Source organism: Bradyrhizobium sp. 76, from assembly GCF_023073025.1.
Lineage (GTDB): Bacteria > Pseudomonadota > Alphaproteobacteria > Rhizobiales > Xanthobacteraceae > Bradyrhizobium.
The window spans coordinates 295,243-310,010 of the sequence record NZ_JADPIS010000102.1 but is presented as its reverse complement, the minus strand read 5'-3'; the positions used below and the strand labels follow the sequence as shown (position 1 = coordinate 310,010).

The 14,768-nt window shown below is 63.9% G+C and carries 14 protein-coding genes; 10 read left to right on the top strand and 4 right to left on the bottom strand.

What is annotated here, in order from left to right:
- Nucleotides 1-4: 4 nt before the first annotated feature.
- Nucleotides 5-889, bottom strand: coding sequence for an amidohydrolase family protein (locus IVB48_RS25415; protein ID WP_027565452.1), 885 nt, complete (start codon nt 887-889; stop codon nt 5-7).
- A gap of 336 nt (nt 890-1,225) precedes the next feature.
- Here IVB48_RS25415 and ykgO point away from each other — a divergent pair, with 336 nt between their 5' ends.
- The 3 genes from ykgO to IVB48_RS25400 all read left to right on the top strand — a co-directional run bounded on the left by ykgO (nt 1,226) and on the right by IVB48_RS25400 (nt 2,484).
- Nucleotides 1,226-1,351 (top strand): type B 50S ribosomal protein L36, encoded by a 126-nt coding sequence (ykgO, locus tag IVB48_RS25410; protein WP_006611362.1) that lies wholly within the window; start codon nt 1,226-1,228, stop codon nt 1,349-1,351.
- Nucleotides 1,352-1,457: 106 nt separating this feature from the next.
- Complete coding sequence (locus IVB48_RS25405; protein ID WP_007596972.1) at nt 1,458-2,099, top strand: tetratricopeptide repeat protein; 642 nt, start codon at nt 1,458-1,460, stop codon at nt 2,097-2,099.
- A gap of 124 nt (nt 2,100-2,223) precedes the next feature.
- Nucleotides 2,224-2,484, top strand: coding sequence for a hypothetical protein (locus IVB48_RS25400; RefSeq protein WP_247404005.1), 261 nt, complete (start codon nt 2,224-2,226; stop codon nt 2,482-2,484).
- A 12-nt stretch (nt 2,485-2,496) separates the two neighbouring features.
- On the opposite strand, the gene IVB48_RS25395 is transcribed toward IVB48_RS25400, so the two are convergent.
- Nucleotides 2,497-2,679, bottom strand: coding sequence for a hypothetical protein (locus tag IVB48_RS25395; RefSeq protein WP_007596968.1), 183 nt, complete (start codon nt 2,677-2,679; stop codon nt 2,497-2,499).
- 325 nt (nt 2,680-3,004) lie between these two features.
- Here IVB48_RS25395 and IVB48_RS25390 point away from each other — a divergent pair, with 325 nt between their 5' ends.
- Nucleotides 3,005-3,961, top strand: a complete 957-nt coding sequence (locus IVB48_RS25390; RefSeq protein WP_247404002.1) for an alpha/beta hydrolase — start codon at nt 3,005-3,007, stop codon at nt 3,959-3,961.
- 108 nt (nt 3,962-4,069) lie between these two features.
- On the opposite strand, the gene cycA is transcribed toward IVB48_RS25390, so the two are convergent.
- Entirely contained in the window at nt 4,070-4,465 is a 396-nt protein-coding gene (gene cycA, locus IVB48_RS25385; RefSeq protein WP_247357923.1) for a cytochrome c-550 CycA, read from the bottom strand.
- A 272-nt stretch (nt 4,466-4,737) separates the two neighbouring features.
- On the opposite strand from cycA, the gene IVB48_RS25380 reads away from it, so the two are divergent.
- The 5 genes from IVB48_RS25380 to IVB48_RS25360 all read left to right on the top strand — a co-directional run bounded on the left by IVB48_RS25380 (nt 4,738) and on the right by IVB48_RS25360 (nt 10,734).
- Entirely contained in the window at nt 4,738-6,231 is a 1,494-nt protein-coding gene (locus tag IVB48_RS25380; RefSeq protein WP_085350117.1) for an FAD-linked oxidase C-terminal domain-containing protein, read from the top strand.
- Nucleotides 6,232-6,294: 63 nt separating this feature from the next.
- A complete protein-coding gene (locus IVB48_RS25375) occupies nt 6,295-7,530 on the top strand; it encodes an FAD-binding protein (RefSeq protein ID WP_247403999.1) in 1,236 nt (411 codons plus the stop codon).
- Nucleotides 7,531-8,853, top strand: coding sequence for a glycolate oxidase subunit GlcF (gene glcF, locus IVB48_RS25370; protein ID WP_247403996.1), 1,323 nt, complete (start codon nt 7,531-7,533; stop codon nt 8,851-8,853). It abuts the gene before it with no gap.
- Between the two features lie 100 nt (nt 8,854-8,953).
- Complete coding sequence (locus IVB48_RS25365; protein WP_247404361.1) at nt 8,954-9,325, top strand: histone; 372 nt, start codon at nt 8,954-8,956, stop codon at nt 9,323-9,325.
- Between the two features lie 404 nt (nt 9,326-9,729).
- Nucleotides 9,730-10,734 carry a TorF family putative porin gene (locus IVB48_RS25360; RefSeq protein WP_247284644.1) on the top strand — a complete coding sequence of 335 codons (1,005 nt, stop codon included), beginning with the start codon at nt 9,730-9,732 and terminating at the stop codon, nt 10,732-10,734.
- Nucleotides 10,735-10,965: 231 nt separating this feature from the next.
- On the opposite strand, the gene IVB48_RS25355 is transcribed toward IVB48_RS25360, so the two are convergent.
- Nucleotides 10,966-12,729, bottom strand: coding sequence for an ABC transporter ATP-binding protein/permease (locus IVB48_RS25355; protein WP_247403992.1), 1,764 nt, complete (start codon nt 12,727-12,729; stop codon nt 10,966-10,968).
- A gap of 313 nt (nt 12,730-13,042) precedes the next feature.
- Here IVB48_RS25355 and IVB48_RS25350 point away from each other — a divergent pair, with 313 nt between their 5' ends.
- Nucleotides 13,043-14,707, top strand: a complete 1,665-nt coding sequence (locus IVB48_RS25350; RefSeq protein ID WP_027565443.1) for an L-lactate permease — start codon at nt 13,043-13,045, stop codon at nt 14,705-14,707.
- Nucleotides 14,708-14,768: the final 61 nt, after the last annotated feature.

Sequence of the window (14,768 nt, the reverse complement as noted above, 5' to 3'; positions counted from 1 at the left end):
CTTTCTAGATCCCCAGCAGCTTCCTTGCGTTGGCCTTCAGCACCTTCGGCCGGATCTCGTCGCGGATCTCGATCTTGGCGAAATCCGACAGCCAGCGATCCGGCGTGATCACCGGCCAGTCCGAACCGAACAGCATCTTGTCCTGCAGGATCGAGTTGATGTAGCGGACCAGGATCGGCGGGAAATATTTCGGCGACCAGCCCGAGAGGTCGATGTAGACGTTGGGCTTGTGGGTCGCGACCGACAGCGCTTCTTCCTGCCAGGGGAAGGAGGGATGGGCGAGGATGATCTTGAGGTCGGGGAAATCAGCCGCGACGTCGTCCATGTACATCGGGTTGGAATATTTCAGCCGCATCCCCATGCCGCCGGGCATGCCCGAGCCGACGCCGGTTTGGCCGGTGTGGAACAGCGCGATCGCGCCGCCATTGTTGATCTCTTCATAGAGCGGATAGGCCATGCGGTCGTTGGCGTAGAAGCCCTGCATGGTCGGGTGGAATTTGAAGCCGCGCACCCCGTATTCCTCGATCAGCTTGCGCGCCTCGCGCACACCGAGCTTGCCCTTGTGCGGGTCGATCGAGACGAAGGGGATGAGAACGTCGAGATGGTCGGAGGCGATCTCCAGCATCTCCTCATTCTTGTAGCGGCGGAAGCCGGTCTCGCGCTCGGCGTCGACCGGGAAGATCACCGCGGCGATGTTCTTCGATCGATAGTAGGCGGCGGTCTCCGGCACGGTCGGCGGATGCTTGTGCGGCGACTTGAAATAGTCCGCCATCTGCGCCTGAAAATCGTCATAGCCGTCGTCGGGATGGGTGCCGCAGGGCTCCTCGGCGTGGGTGTGGATGTCGATGGCGACGACGTCATCGATGTTGGGCAGCTTCAGCTTCGGCATGGGTTTCCTCCCGACGGGTTGCCGAATTGATTATATGATATAACGAACTTGGCAAGACATTGTGGGACAAGGCATTGTGGGACAAGGCGTTGTAGGACAGGCGTCGTCCGCGCCAGATTGGGCCGATCCGGCCGCTTCTACTTTGCATGGGGTTGTTTTCCAGAATTTGGTGGGTGGGATCGGGGCAGTTAACATTGACATCCGGTCCTCCCATGCCTTAAGAACCGCCCCGTCCCGGGCGGTCGGTCCGCCGGCGGGAAAATCTCATTTTGCCTCATTCGCGCGTGCCGAAACGGTAGTGCCGAACACGGCCTTTCGAACGTTCAGGATTCTGCCATGAAGGTCCGTAACTCGCTGAAATCGCTGCGCGGTCGCCATCGCGCCAACCGCCTGGTCCGCCGCAAGGGCCGGGTCTATGTGATCAACAAGGTGCAGCGCCGCTTCAAGGCTCGCCAGGGCTGATTTCGCCCTGCCGGACGCCGCGCGCGCCCCGCAAGACCACGGTCTCACACGAGTTTGACGCCGCCCCTGCTTTGCAAGGGCGGCTTTGCGCGTTTAGACTTCGACCATGGCAGTGAGATTCTTCGTCGCGCGCACCCTGTGTCTGGCCCTCGTACTGGGAGCCGCCGGACTCGCTCCGGCGCTGGCACAGCAGATTGATCCACCGACTCCGCCCGGCAAGCAGAAGAAACTTCCGGAAGCGCCGGCCAAGCTGCCCAAGGTCGATCGCACCAAGAATCTCGATTTCCTGTTCGGCGCGCTGAAAGCCGCGCCCGACGAGGCCAGCGCCAAGCACGTCGAGGCGCGGATCTGGGCGATCTGGATCCAGACCCCGAGCGACACCGCGGCGCTGCTGATGGCGCGGGCCAAGACCGCGGTCGACGCAAAGAAGATCGAGGTTGCGATCAAGCTGCTGGATTCGGTCGTCAAGCTCAGGCCCGACTACATCGAGGCCTGGAATCGTCGCGCGACGCTCTACTACATGCAGAACGATTATGGCCGCTCGCTTGCCGACATCCGCGAGGTGTTGATCCGCGAGCCCCGCCATTTCGGCGCGCTCGCAGGCCTCGGCATGATCATGCAGGAGGTCGGCGACGAAAAGCGCGCGCTCGAGGCCTACCGCAAGGCGCTCGCCGTCAATCCGCACCTCGAGAAGATCCCCGACCAGGTCAAGGCGCTGACCGAGAAGGTCGAAGGCCGCGATATTTAGCGGACAAGTCGATCATTGCTCGAGCGAATGCGGCGTAAGCCGATTAACCACGATGACACGCGCCGCGTTACGAGGGATATGGGTTGCCCCGCCGCAGGCCTACCTTCATGGCGGGAGCACAGCCATGAAGCGTTTGATCTTTGCAGGTATATTGCTGCTGGCGTCGGGCACGGCGAGCCTCGCCGACGGACTGTTCTGGGTGGTCGGCAATCGCGCCACCGGAAAATGCAACATCGTGACCAGCAATCCCGTGATCATCGGCGATGTCTGGTTCGGTGACGGTCCCTACAAATCGAAGGCCGACGCCAAGCTTGCCCGTTCGACCATCCGCGCCTGTCCCGCACCCACGCCTGACGAGGAAAAGGACGAGGACAGCACGAACTAGGTCGACAGCAACCTAGTGCAAAACGCTGCCTTCGCGCTCGGCGAGGCCGCGATCGACCGCTGCGGCGTAAGCCTTTGCAAGCTCCGTCTCGAGGTGCTCGTTGATCAGCAGCAGCGCGCGCACGGCACCGCGCAGGTCGCCGTGGCAGCTTGCCACGATCTCGTCGATCGCAGTATCTTTGGACCTCAGGCTCATCGAAATTCTCCGGTTCAAATCAGGATAAATCCTGCCGGTCTTTCCCGCATCCCCGAGGGTTGCGAGCACGATCGGCGCCCACCCGCGTCTAAATGGCGGAACCGACCGTGGCGATTATAAGGAAGCCGCGATGACGACGGCATGAAGCTTTTCGAAGCCTGCGTGCTCCGGGGAGCAGCATTGATTTGATTGCGTTTTTCCCGCTTGAATTATGCACATATCCACAGCCCCGGCATTTCAAGTGGAGCGCGGGGGCTCCCCGGGCGAAACTGCCGCCCGCAAGCCACGTAACTGCCCTGTGCCCTGGATCGCCCGGATTCCATCCATGATCGTGATGTCAGTCGTGACCGCGCTGCTTGTGCTGGCGCTGGTCACGCAGGCCGGCGTCCTCGCCGTGCAGCGCGCCTTTCCACCGCAGGGCCGGATGATCGAGGTCGATGGTGCCGTGCTTCACCTCGTCGATATCGGCCCGCGCGATTCGGGCCTGCCGGTCGTGATGCTGCACGGCGCGAGCTCAAACCTCGAAGCGATGCGGCGGCCGCTCGGCGATCTCCTCGCCAGGAACCACCGCGTCATCCTGATCGACCGTCCCGGCCACGGCTGGAGCACGCGGGCGCGGCGGCAGGATTCGACCCCGGAGGTCCAGGCGCGGATGATCGATGAGGCGCTCGGCAAGCTCGGGATCGATCGCGCGGTCTTCGTGGTGCATTCCTGGAGCGGCGCGCTCGGCGCGCGGTTGGCGCTCGATCATCCCGGCCGCGTCGCGGGCCTTGTGATGCTCGCGCCCGTCACACATCCCTGGCGCGGCGGCGTCGGCCGCTACAACGAGATCATCGCAACGCCCGTGATCGGCCCGCTGCTCGCCTACACCATAACCCTGCCGCTGGGCTATTTCCTGAGCGAGCCCGGCGCGCGCAATGTCTTCCTGCCGCAAATGATGCCGGATGGTTTCGTGCAGGACTCCGCGACGCCGCTGCTGCTGCGCCCGCGCGAGTTCATCGCCAATGCGTATGATCTGGTGACGCTGAAGGAAGCGGTCGCCGCGCAGGTCGCGCGCTACGGCGAGATATCGGCGCCGGTCACGATCATCGCCGGCGAACCCGACAAGACGGTGAAGACCGACATTCACGCGCGGCCGTTCGCCGCCACCGTGCAGAACGCCAAGCTGATCGTGCTGCCCGATCTCGGCCACATGGTGCAGAACGCGGTGCCCGATCTCGTGAAGACCGAGATCGAGACGCTGATCGGGAAAATCGTCCCGGCGCAGGCGGCCGCCGATTAGATCGTTTTCGAGCGAAGTGGATGCCGGTTTGCGTGAAGAAAACGCGTCAAAACAAGAAGCTGGAGCTTCGGTTCAGAACCGAAGCTCCAGCGACCGCCTGTCGCGCGCTTACTGCTTGATCTTCCCGTCCTTGTCGAACTGCGACACATAGGCCCAGAGATTGTTGATCTCGTTTTCGTTCTTGATGCCGGCGAAAGCCATCTTGGTGCCGGGGATCTTGGCCTTGGGGTCCTTGATGTATTCCTTGAACACGGCCTCGTTCCAGGTGATGCCGGAATTCTTGTTGGCGTCGGAGTAATTGTAGTCCGGCGCGGTGCCGGACTTGCGGCCGTCGAGGCCGTTGAGCTCGGGGCCGACCTTGTTCTTGGCGCCTTCGCCGATCGCGTGACAGGCCAGGCATTTGTTGAACGAAGATTTGCCGGCCGCGACGTCCTGCGCCATCGCGCTGGGTGCGGTGGCAATCGCGGTGAGGATGGTCAATGCGCCAAAAATCAGTTTTGTCATCGGGTGCTCTTCGTTTCTTCCCTGGGGCTGGTCAGTTGCATGCCTGATCGGCAATGGTCGGACCTGCCGGTTTTGGCAGGCCTGCTCGGATTGGACAAGCCGCCAAACCATGGCAGGTTTCACGATTTCCTACTTGTCCCAGAGCGAACTCGCGCAAGATCGTCGATCTGACTTTCGGATGGCCTACCCAAACCACCGCGGACGTGGTTGATTTACCGCGACAAATCGATCGTGCGGCCTCGGCCGAAACGATATGCCATGAAGGAAATGCTATGGCCATCATGATGCCCGCGAGTGACCAGGCCGTGCTCGCGCGCCGCGCCGAAATCGTGGCTGCATTGCGCGCAATCGTACCGGGCGAAGGCGTGATCGATAGCGCCGCCGAGATGCGAGCCTATGAATCCGACGGATTAACGGCCTATCGGCAGCCGCCGATGGTCGTGGTGCTGCCCGACACGACCGAGCAGGTTTCGCTGGTCCTGAAATATTGTGCAGGGCAGGGCATCAAGGTGGTCCCGCGTGGCTCCGGCACCTCGCTGTCCGGCGGCGCGCTGCCACTGGAAGACGGCGTGCTCCTGGGCCTCGGCAAGTTCAAGCGCATCCGCGAGATCGATTTCGACAACCGCGCCGTCGTCACCGAGCCCGGCGTCACCAACCTCGCGATCAGCCAGGCCGTCGCTCATGCCGGGTTCTACTACGCGCCGGATCCGTCCTCGCAGATCGCCTGCTCGATCGGCGGCAATGTCGCGGAGAATTCCGGCGGCGTGCACTGCCTGAAATACGGCATGACCACCAACAACGTGCTCGGCTGCGAGATCGTGCTGATGAGCGGCGAGATCCTGCGCATCGGCGGCAAATCGGCGGAGAACTCCGGCTACGACCTGATGGGCGTCATCACCGGCTCGGAGGGCCTGCTCGGTGTCATCACCGAGATCACGGTGCGCATCCTGCAAAAGCCGGAGACGGCGCGCGCGCTGATGGTCGGATTCGCGCAAGTCGAGGCGGCCGGCGAATGCGTGGCGCGCATCATCGGCGCCGGCATCATTCCCGGCGGCATGGAGATGATGGACAAGCCCGCGATCCACGCCGCGGAGGCCTTCGTCCATGCCGGCTATCCGCTCGATGTCGAGGCCCTCCTCATCATCGAGCTCGACGGTCCCAAGATCGAGGTCGACGAGCTGATCACGCGGGTCGAGACGATTGCGAACGCTTGCGGCTCGACCACCTGCCAGATCTCGACCTCCGAGGCCGAGCGCAATCTGTTCTGGGCCGGCCGGAAAGCCGCGTTCCCCGCCGTCGGCCGCATCTCGCCGGACTATCTCTGCATGGACGGCACCATCCCACGCGGTGCGCTGCCGAAAGCGCTGGCGCGCATCCGCGAGCTATCGGAAAAATACCAGCTCGGTTGCGCCAACGTGTTCCATGCCGGCGACGGCAACCTGCATCCGCTGATCCTCTATGACGCCAACAAGCCCGGCGAGATCGAGCGCGCCGAAGCCTTCGGCGCCGACATCCTGCGCGCCTGCGTCGAGTTCGGCGGCGTGCTCACCGGCGAGCACGGCGTCGGCATCGAGAAGCGCGATCTGATGCCTGAGATGTTCAGTGAGATCGACCTCAACCAGCAGCAGCGCCTGAAATGCGCCTTCGATGCGCAAGGCCTGCTCAATCCCGGAAAGGTGTTTCCGACCCTGCACCGATGCGCCGAGCTCGGCCGCATGCATGTCCACGCCGGGAAGCTGGCATTCCCGGACATTCCGCGGTTCTAGAGTCGCCTCGCTGCAACGCGCCAAATTTGATTTTCGCTGCAAACTTCGTTACCCGCTACAGGCGTGGATACGCTCAAGGTCAGAGACGCCAACGACGTCGAAGAGGTGGTGCGCGCGGCGATTGCCAATGAGCAGCCGCTCGAGATCATCGGCCATGGCTCCAAGCGCGGCATCGGCCATGCGATGGCGACCAACGCCGTGCTGGACGTCTCCGCGCTGAATGCCATCACCGCCTACGAGCCCAACGAACTCATTGTCACGCTCCAGGCCGGGGCGCCGCTGGCCGACGTGCTGTCGCTGATCGATGCCAAGAACCAGCAATTCGCCTTCGAGCCGATGAACACCGCGCCGCTGCTCGGCACGCCCGCGCTCGGCACCATCGGCGGCATGATTGCGTCTGGCCTGGCCGGTCCGCGCCGGATCAAGGCGGGCGGGGCGCGCGACCATCTGCTCGGGGCGCATGCCGTCTCCGGTTTCGGCGATAGCTTCAAGACCGGCGGCAAGGTGGTGAAGAACGTCACCGGCTACGACCTCTGCAAGCTTCTCGCCGGTTCCTGGGGCACGCTGTCGGTCATGACCGAGGTCACGCTGAAGGTGATGCCGAAGCCGGAGGCCGAGCGGACGCTGTTGCTGCGCGGCCTCGACGATGCCGCGGCCAACAAGGCGATGACGGCGGCGCTCGGCTCGCCCTTCGACGTCTCGGGGGCCGCGCATCTGCCGACATCGGCGTTCCGGACCAAGATCGAAGGTCTCGGCGATATCGCAGGCCAAAGCGAGGCGCTGACCGTGCTGCGGCTTGAGGGCATTACCGCCTCGACCGCCCACCGTGCCGGCTCGCTGCGCGAATTGCTGGCGCCGTTCGGAACCGCAACGCTCGTCGAGGACACGGTGTCAGCGGCGCTATGGACCACGATCCGCGACGTCCTGCCGTTCGCGGCTGACGGCACGTTGGGGGCTTGGCCGGTTTGGCGGATCGTCTGTCCGCCCGCGTCGGGCGCGGCGCTCGGGACGCTGCTGGCGCGCGAGACCGGCGGCGACGTGATCTACGATTGGGGTGGTGGACTGATCTGGGCGGCGTTGCCACCGAAGCCGGACGCGCATGCCACGGCCGTGCGCGAACGTGTGAATGCGGCCGGCGGGCACGCCACGCTGATCCGGGCGGCCGAGGACATCAGGCGCGCGATCGATGTATTCCACCCGCAGGCCCCTGGCCTTGCCGCCTTGAGCGAGCGGGTCCGCGCCAGTTTCGATCCGAAGACCATCCTCAACCGGGGCCGGCTGACGCGGGACGCTTGCTGAATGAAGACCGAATTCTCACTCGCGCAGCTCGCCGATCCCGACATCGCGGAAGCCGACAAGATCCTGCGCGCCTGCGTCCATTGCGGCTTCTGCACCGCAACCTGTCCGACTTATGTGCTGCTTGGCGACGAGCTCGATAGCCCGCGCGGCCGCATCTATCTGATCAAGGAGATGCTGGAGAAGGACCAGACGCCGACGGCCGAAGTGGTCAAACATGTCGACCGCTGCTTGTCGTGCCTGGCCTGCATGACGACCTGCCCCTCGGGGGTGAATTATATGCATCTGGTCGATCAGGCCCGGGTCAGGATCGAGCAGCGTTACGAGCGGCCGCTCGCCGAGCGGCTGCTGCGCCGGGTGCTGGCCTTCGTCCTGCCGCACCCGCAGCGTTTCCGCGCCAGCATGTGGCTGGCGCGGCTCGCCCGCCCGCTGGCCGCGTTCCTGCCGACGCCCCGGCCGTCGGCGACACCCGGCCTGATCCTGCGCCTCAAGGCGATGCTGGCGCTGGCGCCGGACCGGCTGCCGCCACCGGGGCCCGCCGCCGGCAGTGTGTTCGCGGCACTCGGCAAGAAGCGCGGCCGGGTCGCGCTGCTCCAGGGCTGCGCCCAGCAGGTGCTGGCCCCGCGCATCAACCAGGCCGCCATCAGTCTCCTCACGCGCCACGGCATCGAGGTCGTCCTCGTCAGGGACGAGCAGTGCTGCGGCGCGCTGACCCATCACCTCGGCAACGACCAGGACGCATTGGGGCGGGCTCGCGCCAATGTCGCGGCGTGGCGCGCGGAAGCGGCCGGCGAGGGGCTCGACGCCATCCTGGTGACGGCGTCAGGCTGCGGCACCGTGATCAAGGACTACGGCTATCTTCTGCGCGAGGACGCTGCGTTTGCCGCCGATGCGGCGAAGGTCTCCGCGCTCGCCAAGGACATAACTGAATACGTCGCCGGCCTTGGACTCGTGGCCACCGCGCGACAGGACAACATCGTCGTCGCCTATCACTCTGCGTGTTCGTTGCAGCACGGACAGAAAATCACGGGCCTTCCGAAAGAATTGCTTTCCAATAATGGATTCGTGGTGAAAGATGTGCCGGAGAGCCATTTGTGTTGCGGTTCGGCGGGGACCTACAACATTCTCCAGCCCGAGCTTGCGGGCCGGTTGCGTGATCGCAAGGTCGCCAACATCGCGAGCGTCAAGCCGGACATGATTGCCGCAGGCAATATCGGCTGCATGGTGCAGATTGCCAGTGGCACGTCAGTTCCGGTCGTACACACGATTGAGCTTCTCGATTGGGCTACGGGCGGGTCGCGGCCGGCATTGAACGCGCAAGACTGAGCTTTCGAAGACTGAGCTTTCGAGGGCTGAGCTTTCGTCCGCAGGTGACGGCTGAAGACGCCCGGATCGACCATTGTTCGGCGGCAACAGGAGGACCACGATGGCGAAAGCGAAGAAGAAAAAAAGCAAGAAGGCCAAAAAAGCCAAGAAGGCGGTAGCGGCGAAGAAGACCTCAAAGAAGGCAGCCAAGAAGTCCGCGAAGAAGTCTGCCAAGAAAGCCACAAAGAAATCTGCCAAGAAGGCCGCGCCGAAGAAGGCCGCCAAGAAGTCGGCCAAGAAAGCCGCTACGAAGGCTGCCCCTAAGAAGGCCGCCAAGAAGGCTGCGAAAAAAGCGGCGCCGAAGAAGGCGAAGGCAGCTCCCGCGCCGAAGCCGTCAACGCCGGCAGCTCCGGCTCCCGAGCCCGCCGCCGAGACAAGCTGGGCGATGCCTTCGTCTTCTGCGGAAACGACGCCGGCCGAAGGACAAGGTTAGGCCCAAGGTTAGGCCAAAGGCTGGATCCAATCCGACGACCATGATCGACGACAGGAAGGCCGCAGCGGTGATGCTGCGGCCTTTTTGCATCGGCGTGACGGCGTGTTTGTCCTGGAGCAGCCTGATTCGTGGCGCGGCCAGCACGGTACCGCCGGGCCCGTACTAACCCGGGCCTGCCAGTGCACTTTGCAATGCAAATAATGTGGTCGAGAAGACACACAGGCTGACAACCTTTCTTGGAATCGTCAGAACGCCCAAAAAGTCGGCAGATGCCCGCGTTTTTTGCTTCTCGGTTTACGCCACTCCATCCAGATTGCCGCAGTTAGGAAATTTGCAATCAGGTCGTGCGTTCCGGGGGCTTCCGGGATCCGGCTGGGGTCTTAGAACTGGTGATGGGGATCGAAATGAAAAAAGTGGCTTTGTTGGCAACGGCGCTGGCAATGGTGACGGGCTCGGCTTTCGCGGCAGACATGCGAGTGAAGGCACTGAAGGCCCCGCCGGTGGTCGCGTTTGACCCCTGGGATATCGCCTTCGGCGGCGCCATCATGAGCGACTACATCTTCCGCGGCGTCACGCAGTCGAACCACAAGCCGTCGGTCGCGGCCTATTTCGAGCCGCGCTACAACATCAACAAGGACCTCCAGCTCTACGTCGGCGTGTCCGCCGAGAGCATCTCCTTCGCCAATCGTGCCGCTGCTGAAGTCGACATCTACGGCGGTATCCGCCCGACCTTCGGCGCCTTCGCGTTCGACATCGGCGTCTGGGGCTACCTGTATCCGGGTGGAAGCTGCGCCGACAACGTGCTCACCGGCGGCATTCCCGGCGGCAACGTCTGCGGCGTCAGCACGACCACGATCTTCCTCGCCGACGGCAACGTCATGAAGAAGGACGTCAGCTTCGTCGAAGTCTACGGCAAGGTGAACTACACCATCAACGACAGCTTCACGGTCGGCGCGACCGAGTACTACTCGCCGAACTTCCTGAACTCGGGTGCCTGGGGCAACTACGCTTCGTTGACCGCCAAATACACGGCGCCCAGCACGGCCTTTGGTCCCTCCGGCATGGGCATGTATGTGTCGGGTGAGTTCGGCCGGCAGTGGTTCGGTACTTCGGACGCCTTCTACGGCACCGGCGTCGGCACCGTTTTCGCCAACGGCATCCCCTACAAGGACTACAACACCTGGAACATCGGCATCGGCTTCACCTACAAGGTGTTCACGCTGGACCTGCGTTACTCCGACACCGACCTGAACAAGGGTGATTGCAACGCCTTCACCAGCGCCTTCAACGCCACCGGCACCACCAACGTCACCGCGATCAATCCGGGCGGCGCTGGCTCCAACTGGTGCGGCGCGGCCGGCATTGCCAAGCTGTCGTTCGACCTGACGGCGATGAGCAACCTGAAGTAAGCTTCTTCCCGAAGCGACTTGATGAGGGCGGCAGGGCAAACCTGCCGCCCTTTTGCTTTTGGGCGCAGGCCGGGGCATCTGCATGGTTCGAGACGCCCGCCTCCGGCGGGCTCCTCACCATGAGGGGGCACGGATTTCACCGCGAGGACAGACCTCATCCTGAGGGCCCGCCAAAGGCGGGCGTGGAAGAATGGCCGCAAGGGCCATAGCCTCAGGGTTGGTCGGACCGTCTCAGCGTGCCGCGCTCGGCTCCTTCTCGACCGGCACGGCACCGTCACCGAGGACGTGGATCGCGCCGTGCTTCACCATCGTCACCTTGCGGGTATGGAAGGCTTCCAGCGTCGAGCGGTGGCCAATCGAGACGAGGGTGGCCTGTGGCAGCTTCTCCGCCAGCAACCGGTACAGGCGGGCCTCGGACGGCTCGTCCAGCGAGGCCGTGGCCTCGTCCAGGAACAGATAGTCCGGCGCGTGCAGCAGCGCGCGGGCGAGCCCGAGGCGCTGCTGCTCGCCCAGCGACAGCATCCGGTTCCAATGACCGTCCTCCTCAAGCCGCTCGGCGAGGTCGGGCAGCCCGACCGCGATCAGCGCGTCCCTGACGCGTGAGGTTTCGAACGCGCCCGGCGCGGCCGGGTAGACCACCGCGTCGCGCAGCACGCCGACCGGGAAATAGGGGCGCTGGGGCAGCATCATCAGCTTCGCCTTTTCCGGCACGAAGATGCTGCCGGTGCCGAACGGCCAGATGCCGGCGATGGCCCGGAACAGCGTCGACTTGCCGGAGCCCGACGGTCCGGTCACCAGCACGCGCTCCGGCGTCTGGACGGAGAACGCGTCGGCGGCGACCAGCGGCGTGCCGCTCGGCAGGTTCACGCAGAGCTGTTCGAGAGAGATATTGCGATTGCCGCCGGCGGCCTTGAGGGCAATCGCAGGCTCGTGCGGCGGCAGGTGCGCGGCCGCATCGACCGACATCTCGAAGCCGTCGAGGCGGGCGACGATCGAGCGCCATTCCGCCAGCGATCGGTACGCCGTGACGAAGAACGACAATGCGCCCTGTACGCTGGAGAAGGCGGACGCGGTTTGCATCATGTCGCCAAGCTGGATCTTCTTGGCGAAGAAGGCCGGCGCCACCAGCACGTAGGGAAAGATCACGGCGGCCTGCTGATAGCTCGCGGTGAACGCGGTGAGGCGCTTGGTGCGGCTCATGATGGCGTACCAATTGCCGATCACGAAGCCGAAGCGCTCCAGCAGCCGGCCGCGCTCGGCGCCTTCGCCCTTGAGCAGCGCGATCTGCTCGGAATTTTCGCGGACACGGACGAGATTGAAGCGGAAGTCGGCTTCATAGCGCTGCTGCTCGAAATTGAGGTTGACCAGCGGGGCGCCGATCCAGTGCGTCAGCGCCGTGCCGAAGATCGCGTAGACCAGCGCGCCCCAGCACAGATAGCCGGGGATCATGAGATCGGCGCCGAACAGGTGCAACGGCGCGGCGTTGGAAAGCCCCCAGAGGATGATCACGAACGAGAACAGCGTCACGATCGACGAGAGCAGGCCGAGACCGATGGTCAGGGTCTGCTCGACGAAATTCTTGACGTCCTCGGTGATGCGCTGGTCCGGGTTGTCGGCCGCATCGCCCTTGAGCTGCATGCGGTAGTGGGTGGCGCCTTGCAGCCATTCGCCCAGATAGTGCCGGGTCAGCCATTGCCGCCAGCGGATCTGAAGCCACTGGTTCAGGTACAGCTTGTAGACGGCCAGCGCGATGAAGGCGGAGGCGAGGCCGATGAAGATCCAGATCTCCCTGACGAAACTATCCCAGTCACTTGCCTGCAGTGAGCTGTAGAACCGGTTCTGCCATTGATTGACCAGGACGTCGATCGCGACCAGCGCCAGCTCCATCGCGATGACAGCGGCGAGCAGGCCGCGGCCGGCCCATTTGTCCTCCGACCGGAAATACGGGGCGGCGATTCGCCAGACGATCGCGAGCGTGGCGCTGATGTTCTTCACAGAGCTCTGTCTCCTGAGGGGATGTGCACAACTGCCCGGGGCCAAAGACTCGGGACGACGGCGGAAATCGGCGCGCTTAGACTAAAGTCGCAAGTCCTGCAATTTGCGTTGGCTTGTCGCAGCTTGCAACCCTAGCATGGGGCGCATCGGCGCGGGGTGGGGGCCTTCGGGATTTCGCGAGCTTGTGAGCGGACGGGAACCGCTGCATTCGCGAGGAATTCGCGTCCAGCTCGGGGGTTATCGCTTCAGCGTCAAGCAGGATCGGCTGTCCACGCGGGCCGCCTGCAGCACACATGCGTGGGGGAGGAAGATCATGTGGAATCAAGTTTATGACCCGTTGCACAGCCCTGTGCTGTCGACGATCGCGGCGGCAGTCCCTGTCGTCACATTGCTGGTCCTGATCGCGAGCGGCCGCGTCCAGGCTCATATCGCGGCGGTCATCGCCGTGATCGTGGCCAATTTGATCACGATCTTCGTCTTCACCATGCCGGCCAACATGTCGATCCGCGCTTCGGTGCTGGGCATCGTCACCGGTTTCTTTCCGATCGGCTGGATCGTTCTCAACGTCATCTTCCTTTACCAGGTGACGGTGACCACTGGACGCTTCGAATTGCTCAAGCGCGCCGTCGGCGGCGTCACCGAGGACCGGCGGCTGCAATTGCTGCTGATCGCGTTCTCGTTCGGCGCCTTCTTCGAGGGTGCTTCGGGCTTCGGCACCCCGGTCGCGATCACCGGTGCCGTCCTGATCGGCCTCGGCTTCTCGCCGCTCGCGGCCTCCGGCCTGTCGCTGATCGCCAACACAGCACCGGTCGCCTTTGGCGCGCTGGGTACGCCGATCCAGGGCCTCGCTTCGGTCACCGGGCTCGATCCCTACATCCTCGGCGCGATGGTCGGACGGCAGTTGCCGATCTTCTCGCTGATCGTGCCGTTCTGGGTGGTGTGGGCGTTCGCGGGCTGGAAGGGCATGAAGGACGTCTGGCCGGCGATTCTCGTCACCGGCGTGTCGTTCGCAGTCCCGCAATTCGTGATCTCGAACTTCGTCAACCCCTGGATCGTCGACATCGGTGCGTCGCTGATCTCGATGGGCGCGCTGATCCTGTTCCTGAAGGTGTGGCAGCCCAGGCAGCTCTGGCTGTCGCCGGCGCTGCGCAGCCGTGATGAATCGACCTCCACCATGGCGGCCGCAAAACCGCTCGACAAGACGCCGCTCACGCAGAGCGAGATGTTCAGCGCGCTGCTGCCTTGGATCATCGTCTGTATCGTGATGCTGATCTGGGGCAACGGTGCCTTCAAGACCTGGGCGAACTCGATCTTCACCTGGAACTACCCCGTTCCCGAGCTGCATCAGATGATCAACAAGATGCCGCCGGTCGCACCAGGGCCGACGAAAGAGAGTGCGGTGTTCGGCTTCACCTATCTCTCGTTCACCGGCACAGGCATGCTGATTGCCGCGATCATCTCCGGCTTCCTGATGGGCGTCGGACCCGGCAAGCTCGTGATTCAGTACGGCCGCACCATCCGGCTGTGCGCGATCTCGCTGATCACGATCTCGGCGATGCTCGCGATCGGCACGCTGACGCGGCTCTCCGGCGTGGACGCGACGCTCGGCCTCGCCTTTGCTGCAACCGGCGTGCTCTATCCTTTCTTCGGCACGCTGCTCGGCTGGTTGGGCGTGGCGCTGACAGGGTCGGATACCGCTTCCAACGTGCTGTTCGGGAATCTTCAGAAGATCACCTCCGAGCAGCTTGGCCTGTCGCCGATCCTGATGGCCGCGGCGAACTCGTCCGGCGGCGTGATGGGCAAGATGATCGACGCCCAGTCGATCGTGGTCGCGTCCACTGCGACGAATTGGTACGGGCACGAAGGCACGATCCTGCGCTTCGTGTTCTGGCACTCGATCGTGCTGGCCTCGTTGGTCGGCGTGTTCGTGACGTTGCAGGCCTATGTCTGGCCGTTCACGGCGATGGTGCTGAAGTAGCAGGTCACAATTCGCTTCGAAGCAAATCCCCGCGGATTCGTCCCCGCGGGGATTTTTGCGT

Excerpts from the sequence above, each read along its gene's own strand:
- IVB48_RS25415 (WP_027565452.1), bottom strand. The coding sequence starts at position 889 with ATGCCGAAGCTGAAGCTGCCCAACATCGATGACGTCGTCGCCATCGAC.
- ykgO (WP_006611362.1), top strand. The coding sequence starts at position 1,226 with ATGAAGGTCCGTAACTCGCTGAAATCGCTGCGCGGTCGCCATCGCGCC.
- IVB48_RS25405 (WP_007596972.1), top strand. The coding sequence starts at position 1,458 with ATGGCAGTGAGATTCTTCGTCGCGCGCACCCTGTGTCTGGCCCTCGTA.
- IVB48_RS25400 (WP_247404005.1), top strand. The coding sequence starts at position 2,224 with ATGAAGCGTTTGATCTTTGCAGGTATATTGCTGCTGGCGTCGGGCACG.
- IVB48_RS25395 (WP_007596968.1), bottom strand. The coding sequence starts at position 2,679 with ATGAGCCTGAGGTCCAAAGATACTGCGATCGACGAGATCGTGGCAAGC.
- IVB48_RS25390 (WP_247404002.1), top strand. The coding sequence starts at position 3,005 with ATGATCGTGATGTCAGTCGTGACCGCGCTGCTTGTGCTGGCGCTGGTC.
- cycA (WP_247357923.1), bottom strand. The coding sequence starts at position 4,465 with ATGACAAAACTGATTTTTGGCGCATTGACCATCCTCACCGCGATTGCC.
- IVB48_RS25380 (WP_085350117.1), top strand. The coding sequence starts at position 4,738 with ATGGCCATCATGATGCCCGCGAGTGACCAGGCCGTGCTCGCGCGCCGC.
- glcF (WP_247403996.1), top strand. The coding sequence starts at position 7,531 with ATGAAGACCGAATTCTCACTCGCGCAGCTCGCCGATCCCGACATCGCG.
- IVB48_RS25365 (WP_247404361.1), top strand. The coding sequence starts at position 8,954 with ATGGCGAAAGCGAAGAAGAAAAAAAGCAAGAAGGCCAAAAAAGCCAAG.
- IVB48_RS25360 (WP_247284644.1), top strand. The coding sequence starts at position 9,730 with ATGAAAAAAGTGGCTTTGTTGGCAACGGCGCTGGCAATGGTGACGGGC.
- IVB48_RS25350 (WP_027565443.1), top strand. The coding sequence starts at position 13,043 with ATGTGGAATCAAGTTTATGACCCGTTGCACAGCCCTGTGCTGTCGACG.